The sequence below is a fragment of the Runella sp. CRIBMP genome (genome assembly GCF_009905605.1).
Lineage (GTDB): Bacteria > Bacteroidota > Bacteroidia > Cytophagales > Spirosomataceae > Runella.
In genome coordinates, this window is record NZ_JAAAKZ010000013.1 from 115363 (window position 1) to 132811 (window position 17449).

At 45.4% G+C, this 17449-nt stretch carries 10 protein-coding genes; 2 read left to right on the forward strand and 8 right to left on the reverse strand.

The annotated features are described in order from the left end of the window. Positions 1–56: 56 nt before the first annotated feature. The 6 genes from GVN20_RS23220 to GVN20_RS23245 form a co-directional block, all read right to left on the reverse strand. Positions 57–1430, reverse strand: a complete 1374-nt coding sequence (locus GVN20_RS23220; RefSeq protein ID WP_166560638.1) for a RagB/SusD family nutrient uptake outer membrane protein — start codon at positions 1428–1430, stop codon at positions 57–59. Positions 1431–1457: 27 nt separating this feature from the next. After that, positions 1458–4553, reverse strand: a complete 3096-nt coding sequence (locus tag GVN20_RS23225; RefSeq protein ID WP_166560639.1) for a TonB-dependent receptor — start codon at positions 4551–4553, stop codon at positions 1458–1460. A 454-nt stretch (positions 4554–5007) separates the two neighbouring features. Continuing rightward, positions 5008–6204 (reverse strand): hypothetical protein, encoded by a 1197-nt coding sequence (locus GVN20_RS23230; protein WP_166560640.1) that lies wholly within the window; start codon positions 6202–6204, stop codon positions 5008–5010. A 69-nt stretch (positions 6205–6273) separates the two neighbouring features. Continuing rightward, the gene (locus GVN20_RS23235) at positions 6274–7107 is read right to left on the reverse strand and encodes a type 1 glutamine amidotransferase (RefSeq protein ID WP_166560641.1); all 834 of its coding nucleotides are present in this window, start codon (positions 7105–7107) and stop codon (positions 6274–6276) included. A gap of 190 nt (positions 7108–7297) precedes the next feature. Next, a complete protein-coding gene (locus tag GVN20_RS23240; protein WP_166560642.1) occupies positions 7298–8443 on the reverse strand; it encodes a Gfo/Idh/MocA family protein in 1146 nt (381 codons plus the stop codon). 53 nt (positions 8444–8496) lie between these two features. Continuing rightward, the gene (locus GVN20_RS23245; RefSeq protein ID WP_166560643.1) at positions 8497–10149 is read right to left on the reverse strand and encodes a sulfatase-like hydrolase/transferase; all 1653 of its coding nucleotides are present in this window, start codon (positions 10147–10149) and stop codon (positions 8497–8499) included. Between the two features lie 203 nt (positions 10150–10352). On the opposite strand from GVN20_RS23245, the gene GVN20_RS23250 reads away from it, so the two are divergent. Beyond that, on the forward strand, positions 10353–13115 hold the full coding sequence (locus GVN20_RS23250; RefSeq protein ID WP_310586849.1) for a putative LPS assembly protein LptD: 2763 nt from the start codon (positions 10353–10355) through the stop codon (positions 13113–13115). Here GVN20_RS23250 and GVN20_RS23255 read toward each other — a convergent pair. Together GVN20_RS23255 and GVN20_RS23260 are read right to left on the reverse strand one after the other, a co-directional pair. Further along, a complete protein-coding gene (locus tag GVN20_RS23255) occupies positions 13112–15085 on the reverse strand; it encodes an asparagine synthase-related protein (protein WP_166560645.1) in 1974 nt (657 codons plus the stop codon). The two genes, GVN20_RS23250 and GVN20_RS23255, sit on opposite strands and share 4 nt — an antisense overlap. A gap of 33 nt (positions 15086–15118) precedes the next feature. Further along, positions 15119–16279: a T9SS type A sorting domain-containing protein gene (locus GVN20_RS23260; protein ID WP_166560646.1), complete on the reverse strand. Its 1161-nt coding sequence runs from the start codon at positions 16277–16279 to the stop codon at positions 15119–15121. 540 nt (positions 16280–16819) lie between these two features. Between GVN20_RS23260 and GVN20_RS23265 the strand changes: the two genes are divergently transcribed. After that, on the forward strand, positions 16820–17368 hold the full coding sequence (locus tag GVN20_RS23265; protein ID WP_166560647.1) for a nucleotide exchange factor GrpE: 549 nt from the start codon (positions 16820–16822) through the stop codon (positions 17366–17368). Positions 17369–17449 lie beyond the last annotated feature (81 nt).

The window sequence follows — 17449 nt, forward strand, 5'->3', positions numbered from 1 at the left end:
TCGACCCAGGCCGAAGGTTTTTTGTTTTTAAGAATAACAAAACCGTGGAGCGGTTTCTAGTAACCCACGTTTTGTGTCAATTGCTTATTTGCATCTATTTCACGCTGCGGAATCGGGAAAATCAAGCGCGGGCTGTTGAAGTCCAACGCGCCCACTTTGCCTTTCAAACGCTTAATATCGTGCAATGTGTGACCCTCAAAGGCCAGTTCCAACTTGCGTTCTTTCAAAATATCAGCAATGGTCACCTCGGTTAAAGCCGTTGCACCCGCTCTGGCACGAATCGCATTAATATCTGCCAAAGGAGCCGCTCCCACGGTAGTACCAAGGCGGAAATTAGCTTCGGCACGAATCAAATACATCTCAGCCAAACGCATGATTGGCACATTCCCAAAACGATCTAGGTGCTTTTGGGTATACGTTAAATTGCTTGGGGGAGTGACAAAAAATTCTCCTCGGGTATCTCCTGCTCCATAAAGGGCACGGTGAGCGGGCAAAATACGAAAATCGCCGCGACCTGCGGTACCTGGAATTGAGCTTATTGCTGTCCCAAAAAACGTATTAAGGCTATTGGCACCATCTTGGGCGGTTACGGTCGTTGAGAAAATATATTCTGCGGGGTTTGCTCCACCGTTTCTCAAAGATGTATAAAACAAAGAACTGAAAGGAGTCACCAAACGCTGACGACCAGAAGTGATGACGCGATTGGCGGCGTCGCGGGCAGAGGCATAATTTCCCTGCTGCAAATACACCCGGGCCAACATACCAGCCGCGGCATTTTTGGTGGCATAGATGGTGTTGGAAGCGGGCAATAAATTCTCGGCTTTGGTTAAATCGTCCAATACCTGCGCGTACACTTCGGCTACGCTGTTGCGTTTTCTGTAATCAGCATCGGTTACGCTACGCGTTGGCTCAAGCACAAGCGGTACCCCTGCATTGGCGGCGTTGTCGCCATCGCCCCATGTTTTGGCATAAAGACGTACTAGTTCAAAGTACAAAGCCCCACGGATGAAACGTGCTTCACCTTCAATACGCGCCTTTTTGGCCTCTTCTACCTTATCCAACGCCGACAATACATTGTTACAACGGTTGATGGCATTGTAAGAGTCAATCCACGTAGTGCTGGCGGTTGAGTTGGCGGTGGTTAATTGCTTATCAAAAATTTCTAATAAGTTGGCAAAAGTACCGCCAAAACGAATTTCTCCAGCATCACCGTATAAATCGGATACGTACTGAAAAGCGCCCCCGTACACATCACCATCCTGAATACCGTCGTAGCAACCAATCAGGGTCACTTCAACGTCTTTGGAAGTACTCAAAGCAGCCACATCATCAATACTCTGAGTGGGTGCTACATCGAGTTTTTGGTCGCAACCGCTCAACAGCGTCATGGCCGCAGCGGTTAAAAAGCTATATTTGAATAGTCTATTCATTTTCTGAAAGTCGTTTTAGAGAGGATATTACAAACCAATATTGATACCAAACAAAATGGTACGTGGCTGAGGCGGCGTATAGAAATCGTTACCGATGGCAAAGTTGCTGGTAAAGCTATCGGCACTTACTTCAGGATCCCAACCCTTGTAATTGGTAAAGGTTGCTAAGTTCATTCCAGAAACATAGACCTTCACTCTTTCCAGTTTTACACGATTGACAAGGCTCGTTGGCAGTGTGTAGCTCAATGTAGCCGTACGAAGACGAAGATACGAACCATCAAAAATGTAACGACTTGATGCCTGGTTTCCGTTGCCACGCAGATAACGGGCCTCTGGAACGTCGGTGTTACGATTTTCTGGAGTCCAAGCGTTCAACTGATCTTTGGTTTGGTTATCTTCATAAATACCGTTGGCCGACGAATACTGACCTACCCCATAAAAGTTAACTTGGTTGCCATATACTCCGTTGAAGAATACGCTCAAATCAATGCCCTTGTAAGAGAAAGAGTTGGTAATACCTCCGATAAATTTAGGGTTGGGATTTCCAACCACTACCCGCTGGGCAGAGTTATAACCCGAGTTGGTTACCGTTGTTCTGTCAATTGAGCCGTCGGCACCTTTAGTATTTTTGTAGAACAATGCATCACCGTTATCAGGATTTACACCCGCATACTCAACCGTGTAAAACACTCCGATAGGCTGGCCTTCCACCACGCGGTTCATGTTACGAATCCCGCCTTCAATGACTTGACCTTGAATATCAGTCACTTTGTTTCTATTGTTGGCCCAGTTGAATGACGTATTCCACTTAAATTTACCCACAAAGTTTTGGGTATTTACCACAAATTCAAAGCCCTTGTTTTCCAACTTACCCACGTTACGCACTTGGCTTACAAAACCAGTGGTGGCAGGAATGTTTACGTTCAGCAACAACCCAGAGGTATTTTTAACGTAGTAATCAATTTCACCATTGATACGGTTGTTAAGAATTCCAAAGTCAATACCAAAGTCAGTTTGATAGGTTGTTTCCCATCTCAAATCAGGGTTTCCGATTTGTGAAGGCCGCTGACCTGCCGCACCTGCGTACCCTGCATCACCCTGAAACAGGCCTAATTGTGGGAAGTTACCGATTTCTGAGTTACCTGTTCCACCGTAGCTAGCGCGGGCTTTTAGGAAGCTGATGACAGTATTATTCTTTAGGAAATTCTCTTCCGACAGCACCCATCCCAACGACACCGCAGGGAAGAAACTGTAGCGTGAGTTGGCCCCGAAACGTGAAGAACCGTCGATACGTGCACTGGCCGAGAGTAAGTATTTATCGGCAAATTTATAGTTGGCACGGGCAAAATAAGATAAGAACCGGAAATTGGTTTCGGTACTACTACCGTCAGATTTGGTTGCCGCACTGGCAATCCGCTGGTAGGAGTTTGAAGGAAACTGGGTACCTTCGATGAAGTTGGTCTTGGTCTGCGATTGTTGATACGACATCCCCAGCGTAGCACTGATTCCGTGTTGGCCGAAACTATTGTCGTACGCAAAGAAATTATTGGTATTATAGTTGGTCACAAACGTACCGTAGTTGGCACCGATACCGTTGGTCGCCCGGGTTTGGTTACGTACCGTTTGGCTCTGGAAATATCCTTCTTCCTGCTGGTTTAATAAGTCAACCCCTACTTCACTACGGAATTTCAAGCCTTTAAAGATGTTGGCCTGCAAATAACCATTCGTAAGGTTACGAATAGACGTTGCCACAAATTTGGCGTAGTTGATTGAAATAATCGGGTTGTAGTACAAAGGAATGTTAATGTCACCAGGAGGCGTACCCGCTGGAAGACCCGTGTTGGGATCCAGAAACGGCGTCAGTGGTGTCAATGCTGCCATCTGCAATGGGTTAGAGAAGGCATTATCATCGGGCAAACGTTGGTTTTCGGTACGGGCCAAGTTCATTGTCAAACCGACCGAAAGCCAGTTGTTGGCTTGGTGATCAAGGTTTAAGCGCCCCGACATACGCTTCAATCGGTTACCAATAATCGTTCCTGTCTGGTCTAAGTATTGACCTGAGATAAAGAACCGTGTTTTGTCATTCCCACCGCTCAACTGCAAATCAGCCTGATGCATCGGTGCTTTTTGAAAAGCCTGTTCTTGCCAGTTTACATCGGCTTGTTGGGGAGTGCCGTAGGTACCATAACTGTAATAATCCAAGAATCCGCCTGCTCCAAAGATAGACTGAGTAAAAGAATCTGGGTCATTTGGATCAATATTGGCCAAACGGTCACGGTATCCAGCTGCTTGCTTATAAAAAGAAATAAATTCTTCAGAATTAAGGAAAGGCAAACGACGGGCGGCAGTGGCCGAACCAGTTTGAAAATTGAAAGAAACATTCGTTTTTCCTGCCTTACCGCGTTTGGTGGTAATCAACACCACCCCGTTTGCGGCACGGGCACCGTAGATTGCTCCCGCAGAGGCATCTTTCAATACTTCGATAGACTCAATATCGTTTGGATTTATATCCGCTAAAGCGTTGGTTTCACCGCCGTAGTTACCGAAGTCTCCCGTAGTGATAGGCGTTCCGTCTACTACATACAGCGGCTGACTGCTGGCGCTGATAGAGGAGTTTCCGCGAACGCGCACTGTTACGGCTTGGCCCAATTTACCCGAACCTGAGTTGATGAATACCCCGGCGGCTTTTCCTTGCAAAGCGGCATCTACGGTTGGGGTAGGCATATTTTCAATGTCTTTTCCTTTTACCTGAGCGATGTTACCCGTCAATTCGCGCTTGATTTGTGAACCAAAACCCGTTACCACAATCTCGCTCAGTGTTTTGGTATCCTGAGTCAGTTGAACATTAATCACCGAACGTCCGTTTACTTTTTCCTCCAAAGGAGAAAATCCGACAAAGCTGAATACCAGCGTGGCATTGTCAGGGATAGAAATACGATAATTCCCTTCGGCGTCGGAGTTGGCACCGCGCGTGGTGCCTTTTACCGTAATCGAAACGCCCGGTAGCCCAGCACCCTCATCGGATGAGGTGACTTTTCCAGTCACGACCTTGTCCTGCGCCCTTACGGCAACGAACGACAAGCATACCAGCATCCACAAGCTAATACGTAAAGTGTGTCTCATGCAATTTGATTTGTTAGAGTTGATAAAATGAAAATTAAAAACGGTAAACTAAAGTATACATCTAAAAGCAACCTATTCCTTCTAAGCAAAAGCAAAAAAGGCGATTGCGGTTATTCAATCAAAAAACTACCAAAATAGATTTTTGTTAGTTGTATCTACAAAAAAGCAAGGGAGTGATTGTTTAGGTTAAGCTCCTGAGCCGATTCGAGCAGAATGTGAAAGATGGCTCAACAACAGAAAGTACAAATTTGCGCATTGGAATAATTAAGCAAATCACCCTTTTTTAGGGATATTTTTCTTTCTGTATTTTCATTGGCTAACCGTTCCATTGACTATTAGTGCAGATATCTTCAAAAACCTGCACAAAGGTACTGATTGATACTTAAAAAGTCAAAACATCAGGGCGATTCAATCCCCTGAAAAAGGGGATACTTGCATTGAGTTCCCTCCCCCATTAAGGTTGATAAAAACAAGTACTTCCGCCTACCCACGTAAAATCTTTATTGAATCTCACCCCAATCATTTCGCCCCTACTCAGCCGACTTAGGCTCGTCAATAGCTGTGGACGTGGGGCATTATCCTCCCAAACATAGAGCATTCTGATTTCACATTTCACCAACCCATCTGGTGCTTCAATGACGGGCTCATACGTTACTTTTCGTTGTAAAATCCAATTTTCGGGGTCGGTTACTTCCTCAATATCCTGACGCGTAACTTGGATTTTTACGCCACTCCCTGCAAAGGAAAAGAGCGGTTTCAGCACGTAGTTTTCTAAATCTTCGGGAAAATCATCGGTGTATTCACTCAAAAAATGGGTATCTGGTACATAAGGACTTTTCAAATACGGAAGTGTATACTTACTGATTCTAAAAAACCAATTAGGGTGTCCTACCCACGTCACGTCAACATCATCCGTGAGGTCAAACTCAGTTTGAAGATCGGGGAAATTATTTAAATCATCAAAGATAAGTCGGTTGTAGATGCGCTTGATTTCGATGGTCTGGCCGTCTTTCTCGTAAAAAAGCTGACGACCTACTTTTTTAATTTTAGTATAACAAACAGCTTTTACGCCCAACAGGGCCTCGGTCACGGCAAAGTCAATACGGGTCTTTTGCTGCTCCGGATAAATTTCCAACAAAATCACATTTTCGGGGTTTTCATTCCCCAAAATCACCGCTTTCAACTTAGCAATGTATTCTGCCTGATTGGAAATACCGCTGAAATAGTTAGTGAACTCGGCTGGAACAGGAAAGTAATCACGGAATTTTTCGGTCACGTAGGTCTGGAATCCAAAAATAGATGGGAAACCCTGCAACTCAATCAATTGAGGCATCAACTCACCGTTTTCATCTTTACAAACGGCAAAGTCGATGGCTAAAAACGAAGCATGGTCATTTTCGTGGGGGACAAATTGCCCTGGCGGAATAGCGTGCTGGGTCTTGGCTTTAAAATGGGGCCCAACAATCACATCAATAAAAGACTCTCCCGCTTCAATCAATTTGTTTTTAAGGCCTGCTGGCACAAAAACGGGGGTTTCTGCCACTCGAAACTCCAATTGACCCGGCCAATCGGCCTGAATACCTTTGATGAATTCATTGTATTTTTCATCGCTAAAAGCAGCGTTGTAAGTTTGTCTTAGGGAAGAAATCATAGGTTATAGAGGGCGTTTACCCAAACAAAATTGCAATAAGTTGTTCTAACTAAAATGAAAGCTCCAAATTTACACCAACTGGGCTCCTACCAACTGCTCCGCCGCCCGTTGAAGAAAAGTGGGAATAATGGCCGCTTCGGTGCGCAGGATTTTGTCGGGGTCTTGCAATGAATTGACCATATCGTTGTACTTGGCTTCACCGTAATTTTTAATAATCAAGCTCCGCTTTTCTTCTTTTTGAAAATGACGCAACATGCCTTCACCGTCGGCTTCGGGATGAAACTGCGTACCGAAAATCTCCCGTGAAAATCGTACCGCCATCACGGCCCGTTCCAAATGCGCTACGTGAGGTCGTTCTTTTTCGATGCAAAGCACTTTGGCTCCCATGCGTTCTAGCTCATGATAGTTTGGCTCAATGACTTGATAGTCGCGCGAATCAACGGCAAAGAATGGATCTAACAATTGTTCGAAAACAGGTTCTTTTAACCCAAATTGAGTTTTATGCATCGGAAAAATACCAAAAGACGTTGACCGCCGCTTACATACCAGACCGACGTTCCAATGCAAACAGGCCATTTGATACGAATGACAAATCAGCATCAAGTGTTTTTTTTGCGGATGGTGCGGCTGGCGATTGTGTTGCCAAATTTGGTCAAGCAACATAAAAAAGGGCTTCTCCCAAGGCTCACCTACGGGCACGGGATTTCCAGGCCCACCCGATGAAATATAAATATCGTAGCTTAAATCAGGGACGTCGCATTTTTGACGAACATCAAACACTTCATAACTGCCTTCGATTTCCTCCTGTGCCAGAAAATTCTCCACCAATGTTTTAATACAACGCATACCTTCGTTGGCATGACCGTCGTACATGTCCAAAACGGCAATCTTAATGCGCTCCATGAGCTTTTTGTTAATTGTGTTGCTAAAAATAGAAAAAAAACATACCGCCACATCACTTAAAATCTTAAAAAAAGAGTTTAAAGGCTGTGGCGGTATGGAACTTAGTTCGTTAAAACGTTCCGCAAAATTACGGAAATATTATCATCGTTTAACGATATGTATCAAGAACGGTTCAACTATTCCTCAGAATCTATACTTGAACCCAACGTTGCTCGCGGCTACTTTGGACGATTTTATCGCACAATTTAAGTTCGCGAAGCCCATCGGCAAAGGTCGGATACGTCGGATTTTCGGGACGACCGTTGCGAATGGCCGCATAAACTTCCTTAAATAATTGCTTCGACGTATCGGGAAATCCTTCGTTGTGGCCACCCGGAAACGTTAATAAAGGACGTACTTCTTCGTGCACCAATGCTGGGTCACGAATCAAGGACTGGTTGTACCCGTCGCGGCGCCCAATCCACATTTCGTTGGGCGCTTCTGAGCACCAATTAAAGGTTTGATTCGATCCGCTGATTTCAAGCGTGGCGCGGTTTTTACGTCCCGCTGCTACCTGACTGACCGTTGCAACGCCCTTGTTTCCGTTTTCGAAACGGTACAGAATAGAGGCGTAATCTTCGGTGGTAATGGGTACCTCTTCGTAGTCTTCGGCCTGTAACAGCTTGCCGGAATAAGTAGCAATCGCTTTTTTAGGCTTCATCCGGGTTTTATGGACGGTATTAAAATCAGCCATTACTTCCGTGATGTGCAAACCGGTGATGTATTCAATCAAATCAAACAAGTGAGAGCCTATATCAGCCACGGCCCGTGAATCACCCGACTGCGACGGTTCCAAACGCCAGTTGTAGTCGGTAGGCAGAAACAACCAATCCTGAAGATAGCTTCCCTGAACTGAATACACCTCGCCTAATTCGCCTTTTTCGCGCATGGTTTTCATCTGACGAATGAGCGGATAGTAGCGCAAATTGAAGTGAACAGCATTCACCAATCCCAGTTTATCCGCCAATTCTACGAGTTCTTCGGCTTCTTCGGTGTTGGTGGCCAAGGGTTTTTCACACACCACATTTTTGCCCGCCAACAATGCTTTTTTCGATTGCTCGTAGTGCAAAAAGTTGGGCGTACAGATGTGAACACACTCAATGGAATCGTCTTTCAGCAAATCATCAAATGAATCGTAGGCTTTGGGAATCCCCAGCGACTTAGCGCGGGCCTGTGCAATCTCAGCCGAAAAATCAGCAATACCTACGACTTCAACATCTGGCAAGCGGCGAAGTGCTTCGATGTGCGCGGGGCCAATAAAGCCGAGCCCTACAACGGCTACTTGGGTTTTTGACATAGTATTTTTGGGTTTTGAACGTGGGTTTGAATTTATTCTTTATCGGTGAATTATTAATTGAGTTTCAGTACTACAACGGGGCTTTTCTGATAACCAATGCGATGCGCCACCACGTACAACGAATCACCTGCGGAGGCATTGATGGGTTGCGTATATACTTTCCAGCTTGGGTCTTTCCAACGTTGTTTGTAGCCAATCGAGGCGCCTTTGGTGGCGCAAGATAAAGTAATTTTAGAAAATTCAGGCTGTATTTTGGGCGTTTCCGTGACGGGCGCCTGCTCTTTACCGTTCCACCAACGGCGCACCATCTCCATTTCGGGTTCGACGGCGGTATCACCGACCTTCTGAATCCACGCTTCGTATACTTTCCGCAATTCTTTCAGTTTGGGTTGGTATTGAGGTAGCTCTGCAAGGTTATTGAACTCATAGGGGTCCTTTTGGCAATCATACAATTCTTCTTTGGGTTTGGTCGGCCTAAACCACAAAGATTGAGCAGCATTGAGTTTTCCCTGCTCTTTCAACGCCAGTATGGCCCGCATGGAAGGCTGTTGCAAGCGGTATTGAATATTTTGATAGTAGGGCTTTTCGGGCATATAGTTTCGCACATATCGGTAGCGGCTGTCGCGCACGGTTCGTACGCGGTCGTATTCTGAATCCATCCGGTCGCGGGCGGCGAAGGTATACTGACGAGGTTTAGGTGCCTGCTGTTTCCCCAGAAACGCTTGCCCCTGCAAATGCGCGGGAATGGGCAAATCTACCAATGACAAAACGGTGGGGGCCAAGTCTACAAAACTGATGAATCGGTGATCGACAACGCCTTTTTTACTTTTTTCAAAGGGATTTTTTACAATAAACGGTACCCGCAGGCCACGGTCATAGATTTCCCGTTTTACAAAAGGTAGCCCGTCGCCATGGTCGGAATAAAAGAAAACGATGGTATTTTGCTCAAGGCCATCTTCTCGAAGCTGCGCTAGAATTTTACCCGCTTGTTCGTCCATTACCATGGCATTGGACAAATGCCGCGCCACGTCCAGACGCACTTCTGGTACATCAGGATAATACGGCGGCAACACCACGTCTTCTGGTTTTACCAATAAAGGCTCTTTGGCCCGCACCCAAACTTGCGACTCGTGCGTGACGGTAAGATTAAAAATGGCAAAGAAAGGCTGATTTTTATCCGTTCTGTTGCGCCAGTGGGCTTTGTTGCTGCTTTCATCCCAAACGGTGGGGGGCGCTTGAAACTGATAATCCTCTTTAGAATTGTTGGTGCAATAGTACCCCGCCGCCCGTAGATATTCGGGGAAACATTTTACTTCTTCGGGCACAACCGCCGAATAACCTTTAAAACCAGGAGGATAGGCATCAAGTGCCGCCGCTGAGGCCGCCAACGTGCGCATATTTTGGGTGCCGATAGACTGCTGATACATGCCCGTAATAATGGCCGAACGGCTCGGAGCGCATACCCCTGCGGTGGCAAAGGCATTGGTAAATCGAACCCCTTCTGCCGCCAAACGGTCAATATTCGGCGTTTTCACCAGTTTATTTCCGTAAGCCCCCAATTGAAAACTCATGTCTTCGCAAGTAATCCATAAGATATTGGGCGGGGTTTTCGTTTGTATCGGAGCAGAAGCAGGTACAGGCTGCGGAAGGCGAAAAGCAAAGAATGCGGCACATACAACCACCGGCAGAAAATAGGTATGTTTCATTCAAAAGAACGGTTAGAAGATGTCTCTTTTTAAGGCGTTTAGCGCCGATTTTTACTGATGCCTGTTTTCATCTCATTGATAAAATTTTAATTCGTTTAATAACTTTTAACAATGTTTCGGCCTTTTCAAACCTGTAAAGACGTACTTTTGCAAATAAAGCATGTGTAAAATTGTTCTCTTCCAATCGTAAAATCAGTGCGCGTGTGGCTATAAGCCTTCTCTGGCTGACCTTTCTGGGGGTTGGCTTTGAGGCTTTTTCACAGGTATTAGCCCCCAAAAGACTATCCACTCCCGTTTTTTTGGATTCTATGAAAAGGGCCACTCCAGTGGTTCCGAAGGTCATTTCTGCCGTGGGTATCAATGCCGACAGCACCCAAACCGATTCACTCCAATCCGACAGTGATTTAAAAAGTACCGTAAAATACAGCGCCCAAGACTCAACCGTCATGGACCCAGGGCAGCAGGAAGTTCATTTGTATGGTAAAGCAAACGTCACGTATGGGGCCATCATTTTGGATGCCGACTATATCCGTCTCAACTGGAAAACCAACGAGGTATTTGCGCGAGGCAATTACGATTCAACCGCTAAAAAGTGGATTGGGCAGCCCATCTTTCAGGACAACGGCGAAAAATACGATACCAAAGAACTCCGGTATAATTTTAAAAGTAAAAAAGGGTTTATCAAAGGTATTGTAACCCAACAAGGCGACGGTAATATCCGGGGCACAACCGTCAAAAAAGACGAAGAAAACAATATGTACGTGAGAGGCTCAATTTATACCACCTGCAACTTAGCCCAGCCTCACTTTCACATTGCAGCCAGAAAAATCAAGGTTATTCCCGAAAAACAGGTCATCTCTGGGCCTTTCCACTTGGTCATTGCCGATGTACCTCTGCCCGTGGGCTTGCCATTTGGTTTTTTTCCCGTTCCAAAGAAAAAAGAAATCGGCACTTCGGGTATCATTATGCCTCAATACGGCGAAGAGCCCAACGGTCGGGGATATTACCTGCGCGATGGTGGCTATTACTGGGCCATCAGCGAAAAAATCAACATGAATTTTACGGGGCAGATTTATTCTAAAGGAAGTTGGGGTTTAGGAGTTGCCTCGACTTATGCCCAAAAATACCGTTACAGCGGAAGTTTTAACGCGCGCTTCAACCGCAATTTGCAAGGAAATGAAGTGAAAGCCTTGAACAGACCGCGCAATGATTTCAGCCTCACGTGGAGTCATGCGCCCGTGCCACGAGGGACCTCAAGTTTTGGCGCTTCGGTCAACATCGGAAGCAACAGCTTTAATCAGTTTAATGAATTTAGCACCACGCGGTACATCCAAAACGTGGCGAGTTCGTCGGTCCAGTACAACAAGCAATTTGGGCAATTTGCCCGTATAGGAAGCAGCATCCGCGTCAACCAGCGGTTTCCAGACCGTTCCAAAGAAACCCGAGATTCGTTGGGACGCGTGACCAATACCGACCCTGGTGCGCTAGATGCAGGGATTGACTTCAACTTTGGAATTAACCAAATTGCGCCGTTTGCCCTAAAAGGCGGCACAGGTGCATGGTACGAAAGCTTCCGTTTAGGAATGGATTTTAGCGGCGGTATCAGTGCCAACAATACCAAGGTTTTCGCTGATACTTCTACGGCCCGGCTGGGATTTTCGCTCTTTAACCCACCCACGGTAGTTACCCCAGAATCAGGAGCACCTACTACCTACGCCTTAAACTCCCAGAGTTTACCCGAATTCATTAAAAATGGTCAACTCACTGGGCGCTTTTCGGTCCCGATTTCATTACCCAATATCAAGTTATTCCGCTACATCAACATTACCCCTGGCATTTCACTGTCGGGAGAAACCTTTACTAAGAAGTTCAAATATGAGTACATGGGCAACAACAAAGTGAAGGTCGATACCCTTCAGGGCTTTTACTTTGCCAACAACGTTTCGTTTAGCGCCAGCATGAACACCCGAGTATACGGCACCTTCTTTTTTCACGGCAAACGACTGGAAGCCATTCGACACACTTTAATTCCTTCGGCCAGTTTCAGCTACGTTCCTGACCAATCAAATCTTTTTGAGAAAACCGTCGTCAACCAACGCGGCGACGTGAGGTACCTGAATCGCTACCGCACCATTGGTGGTAACCTCACCACTTCGGGCACCTCTGCGGCGGGTATTTCGTGGAGTTTGAACAACTTATTTGAAGCCAAAATGCGTCCCAAATCAGATTCAACGGGTAAGCAGTTTGAAAAAAAATCTATTCTGGACAACCTCAGCCTAAACGGCTCTTATAACCTGCTGGCTGATTCATTGAAAATGTCGGACATTAGCCTCAACGCCAATGCCCAGCTTTTCAAGAATTTGAACTTTAACTTTTCGGCCAATTTTGACCCGTACGCCTACGTAAAAGACGAACTTTATGGTACAGTAGGTAGAAAAATCAACCGCTGGTCGTTTACTGAAAAGCAAGGATTGGCCCGGCTCAACAACGTCAATGTAGCACTAAGCACTCGTTTTGCACCCAAAGGCTCCGATAAGCCCAAAAAAGCCAACACTCCAAATACCGAAGAGCAACAGCGCCTCATCAATGCCAACCCAGACGCCTACGTAGACTTCAACATTCCTTGGACGCTCAATTTAAGTTATAACTTTGGGTACTCACGCCAAGGGCTGTCCAAAGGAACCACCATTCAGGCTTTGCGCGTCAACGGTGATTTCAGCCTTACGCCCAACTGGAAATTTGTGTTTGATACGGGCGTCGATGTTGTTGCCAAAGCCCCTTCCATCACCAATATCGGCATCACCCGCGACCTACACTGCTGGGAAATGTCGTTTAACTGGACACCATTTGCGGGTTCGGGCATTCGGGCCAACAACTATTCGTTTGAAATCCGGGCCAAATCGGCACTGCTACGTGACTTAAAACTCTCTCGCCGCCGCTCGTTCTACGACCGTGGCAGTTTCTAGGAACGTTTTTGGTTCAGCAGCCACTGGGCCAAATGAATTTCTCGCACGCAAAGGTGTATACTGTCTGATGATTTCTTAGCCATTTCTTTCAAGGCTCGTTTAAAATAGCCATCCAAAATAAGGGCCTGCGTTTCGGTAAATAACAATGGTAGCAGTTGTCGCGCCTGTCCAAATAGACCAGTGATTTCGCGCTGATGCTGGCTAATTTGCATTTTAACAGGCTGATTCATCAGGGCCTTGCTGGTTCGTAACCGGACCTCGTCGTGTAGTATTTCTTTCATCATGGCCCTGAGGGGTCCACGTCCATAGCCACGGTCAAATTTCAGGCGATCGGGGATGACCAAACACAATTCAATTAGCCGTTTGTCATAAAAAGGATGAGCCGCTTCGTAGCCATAGTGCGCGGCAATCTGTTCAAACTCTTCTGTACCTTCCAACATCCCTTCGTGGAGAATATCGGCCACTAAATGCGCCTGTTCGGGCAAAAACCCATAGTCTGTTTCGACAATAAACTTTTGTTTTTTCTTATATTTTCTAATCCAATTTAGCCCCCCATAAAGCAACAGCGCATTCACTCCAAAAGGCAACATTTTCAGCGCTTTGACACTTTCCCATCCTTCCTTTGTTAAGCGTTTCCATTCTTTATTTTTTGCTATTTTTACAAAATATCTCTGGGTATAACTCCGCAAGATAAATGCATACCTTTTTGATAAGGGCCATTCAGGCCATTGTTCAAAACGATGGCTAAAATCCGCAATTTGAGCGTATTGTTTCATTAATTCTTTAAACTCTCCCCACCTTTGGCTTTGAAGCAACCGCATAGGATAAGTTTTTCCGTATCCCACCACACTATCGCCGTCATGTCCTGTCAAGAGGATACGGCTTCCTTGCTTTTTTATAGCCTCAGCCGCCGCCAAATGATAGGTGGGCAAAAGCGTAAAATGGTCGGGACGGTCAAGAAGAGTGACTAGCGTCTGTACAGAAGCCATCAAATCAGTCATTGGACTGATGTACTGATGCTGATAAATACCCCATTGAAGTATACGTTCGGCAAATCGTTTTTCCTCTGCTTGTTTGGCCTCTCCCATGTCGAAGTGGAGTGTGTGCAGTTCTTGTCCGAGCAGGTGATGGGCGGTGGCACAAACGGAAGAAGAATCTAGCCCACCACTCAAATGCGCACTTACAGGATATGACGTTTGAAGCCGACACCGTATTGCTTCTAAAAACGTTGTTTTGAATGCTTCAATGAATTCTTCATCGGTACGGAGATAGGCAAAACGCTCCAATTTCAAATTCCAACAAAAACGGGATTTAAACGCGTGTGCCTCCACGGTCAGTAAGTGGGCAGGTGGCAACGAATGAATATTTTTATAAAAAGTCTCCGCTCTGTAGGGTCTCAAAGACGAGGCCCATTCCAAATAACGGTGGATTTTATCAAAATTAAATTCGTTAGAAACTTCTGGAAGCGTTAACAAAGACTTGATTTCCGAAGCAAAAGCAACAAAACTACCAGGTTGATAACAGTAATACAACGGTCGTGCCGCACAATGGTCTCGTCCAGCAATGAGTTTTTGGCGCGACTCATCCCATAAAACGAATGCAAAGTCGCCAATTAGATGAAAAAGCATTTCCTCTCCCCAATGCGCGTAAGCCGCCAAAAGGAGGGCAGTATTACCCAAACTCGCTGCTTCACTGCTGGGTAGAGAAGGCAATAATTGAGTTAGCAATGCTGCACGATTATCTATTCGAGCATCAGCTACGCACCAAACGCCGTTTTTATCAACAATAGGGGATGAATCAGTCGCTGTGTTTACAGAAACGTTCAGTTGTAAATGTACAAAGCCGATATTCTCGTTTTTTATTACTCGAATTCTGTCACTTCCTCGGTGCTGTATGGCACAGGTCATTGCCTGAAGTTCTTCCTGTACCTTCCTCCCATCAAAATAGACAATTCCACAAATACCAGACATAACCGTTGATGCAATAACCTAATGAACAGATTGTCAGTTTATTTTCAAAACCCGTTGCTGAAAAGTCCGTCCATCTTTTGTTTTGACCTGAAGCGTATACATCCCGTTTTCAACACCTTCCACTGATACATTACTATCGGAAAACTCCCTTACTTTACGACCCGTTAAGTCTATCAAACAAGCCGACTCAATTGTTGACTCGGAAGGGAGTTCAATCGTCAAAATTTCCACAACGGGGTTAGGATAAGCCTTAAAAAGGCCAAATCCAGTCAATCGTGCAGATACAATGCGACTATATTCAAATTGTCCGTCTAAATCAACTTGTTTTAGACGGTAATAATTAAGACCTATTTTTGGAGAAACGTCCACATAAGAATAAATCTGCTTTGCGGTGCTGTTGCCAGTGCCCATGATGCGCCCAATCGCTTCAAAGTTTTGGGCATTGCTACTACGTTCAATTTCAAAATGACTATTGTTTATCTCCTCTCCCGTTTGCCAAGTGAGTTCAATAACGGCAGATTGTGCCTCTGATTTGAAAGATATAAGGCGCACAGGAAGGCTAGAACTTGTGTAAGTACAGGCACTTACCGCCGGACTCAGGATGTCCGCATTTATAGTCCAATTAGTGGCCGTGTTAATGGTTGACCCGATAGTGGCGATGTTCCCCATTACACTTCCGTCACTGCAATTAAAGCGCCCATTGTCCTGATTACCTACCGCAACTGCGTTGGAACCATTCGTTAATGCTGCTGGTAAAGCGCTTGAATTTGTACTAGCTGCGGTATCATCCCAACCCGTACTTCCGAAATTTATTCCAGCGATAAAGGTAGGAGATGCTAACGTACCTTTGAAGGCAAATAATTGGTCTCCTGCGGTAGATAATGCATACGTTCCTGAAGAAGTAACGGTTCCGATGGATGCGGTTGCTCCTCCCGTGATTGTCACCACCGTCCCCGCAGGTACGCCTCCTGCTGGTGCGGTCCATGTCAAAACCCCTTCGCTGGTCCGAAAAGCCGTACCGTTCCAGCCATTATCGGTAAAAAGAATTGTCGTTCCTCCGGGAATCGGCACCAACGACACCCACGAAAAAGAATCTGGATCATCTGATTGAAAAGAAACAAAGGCGATTTCACCCGCTGAGAAACCCTTCAACCAAATAAATACCAAGAATAGACTAAGATAGATTTTCTTCATAAAATCGGGAATAAAAAGGTTAATAATACACTAAGGAGTGAGTGAATTTGTACCTGTCAGCGCATCAAATTGACTCCCTATTTTAGCAGTCATTTTTTTTACCTGACCTATCGTACGAAGCCTCGGAGACATATAGCTTCTTTTGGGTGATGAGGCGTGTTCTTTTTTAATGAGTAACGTTTGTTTCATCCTTTTTAGGCTTTTATCATCAGACGAAAAATATTTTAGAAGGTCACGCACCTCCCCTAGCTAACTTACTGATTATAAATAGACGGCGGCAAAAAAATCTCCTTAAGTGTGCATCAAAATATACCGACCAAAATAGAAAATCAACGAAACTTGATTTCTTAGGAAGAATTCCACCCCATCAAAAAAAGCCTAATAGGGATGTTATTTTTTCAATAAACACACGCTAACAAAGTCAGGCGCTCATTTATTAAGACTTGCATTACCCTGCCAATCTGTCAGCTTTTGAGGTAGTGGCAAAGAAATTGCCGACATTTGTAGAAAATATTGAACAGTAGCGTACACCTATTTATTATGACAACAGACAACGGAAATGACATAACTACGGACGAAACGACAGCACCCGTAGAGGGCACGGAAACTCCCGTAGAAATAGCTCAGGAAACAGAAACCACGGAAACCGAAAAATTACAGGCTGAAATTACGGAGCTGAAAGACAAATACCTGCGCCTATATGCTGATTTTGAAAACTTCCGTCGCCGCACCGCCAAAGAAAAATTGGAATTGATTTCAACCGCCAACGAAGAATTGATGAAGGCGGTATTGCCCATCGTCGACGACTTTGAACGTGCCATGTCTTCTTTTGAAACAACAACCGACATTGTGCCGTTAAAAGAAGGAGTTGGGTTAATTTATACAAAGTTCTCAAAGACATTGGAAAACCGAGGCCTCAAACCAATGGTTTCTAAAGGTGAAACATTTGACGCTGATTTGCACGAATCCATCACGCAGTTCCCCGCCCCAAGCGACGACTTGAAAGGCAAAGTGATTGATGAAGTTGAGAAGGGGTATTTTTTAAATGAAAAAGTAATTAGATACGCTAAAGTGGTCGTAGGAAGTTAATTAGGTTATCCGTTATCTTTAACCGTTAATCGGAGTAAACTTATGTCAGATAACTAATGACAGCGGAACCGCCCGCGCGGT

What these genes read in the sequence shown, in the direction of transcription:
- GVN20_RS23225 (WP_166560639.1), bottom strand. Translation starts at nt 4,553, where the DNA reads ATGAGACACACTTTACGTATTAGCTTGTGGATGCTGGTATGCTTGTCG.
- GVN20_RS23265 (WP_166560647.1), top strand. Translation starts at nt 16,820, where the DNA reads ATGACAACAGACAACGGAAATGACATAACTACGGACGAAACGACAGCA.
- GVN20_RS23220 (WP_166560638.1), bottom strand. Translation starts at nt 1,430, where the DNA reads ATGAATAGACTATTCAAATATAGCTTTTTAACCGCTGCGGCCATGACG.
- GVN20_RS23255 (WP_166560645.1), bottom strand. Translation starts at nt 15,085, where the DNA reads ATGTCTGGTATTTGTGGAATTGTCTATTTTGATGGGAGGAAGGTACAG.
- GVN20_RS23245 (WP_166560643.1), bottom strand. Translation starts at nt 10,149, where the DNA reads ATGAAACATACCTATTTTCTGCCGGTGGTTGTATGTGCCGCATTCTTT.
- GVN20_RS23260 (WP_166560646.1), bottom strand. Translation starts at nt 16,279, where the DNA reads ATGAAGAAAATCTATCTTAGTCTATTCTTGGTATTTATTTGGTTGAAG.
- GVN20_RS23230 (WP_166560640.1), bottom strand. Translation starts at nt 6,204, where the DNA reads ATGATTTCTTCCCTAAGACAAACTTACAACGCTGCTTTTAGCGATGAA.
- GVN20_RS23240 (WP_166560642.1), bottom strand. Translation starts at nt 8,443, where the DNA reads ATGTCAAAAACCCAAGTAGCCGTTGTAGGGCTCGGCTTTATTGGCCCC.
- GVN20_RS23235 (WP_166560641.1), bottom strand. Translation starts at nt 7,107, where the DNA reads ATGGAGCGCATTAAGATTGCCGTTTTGGACATGTACGACGGTCATGCC.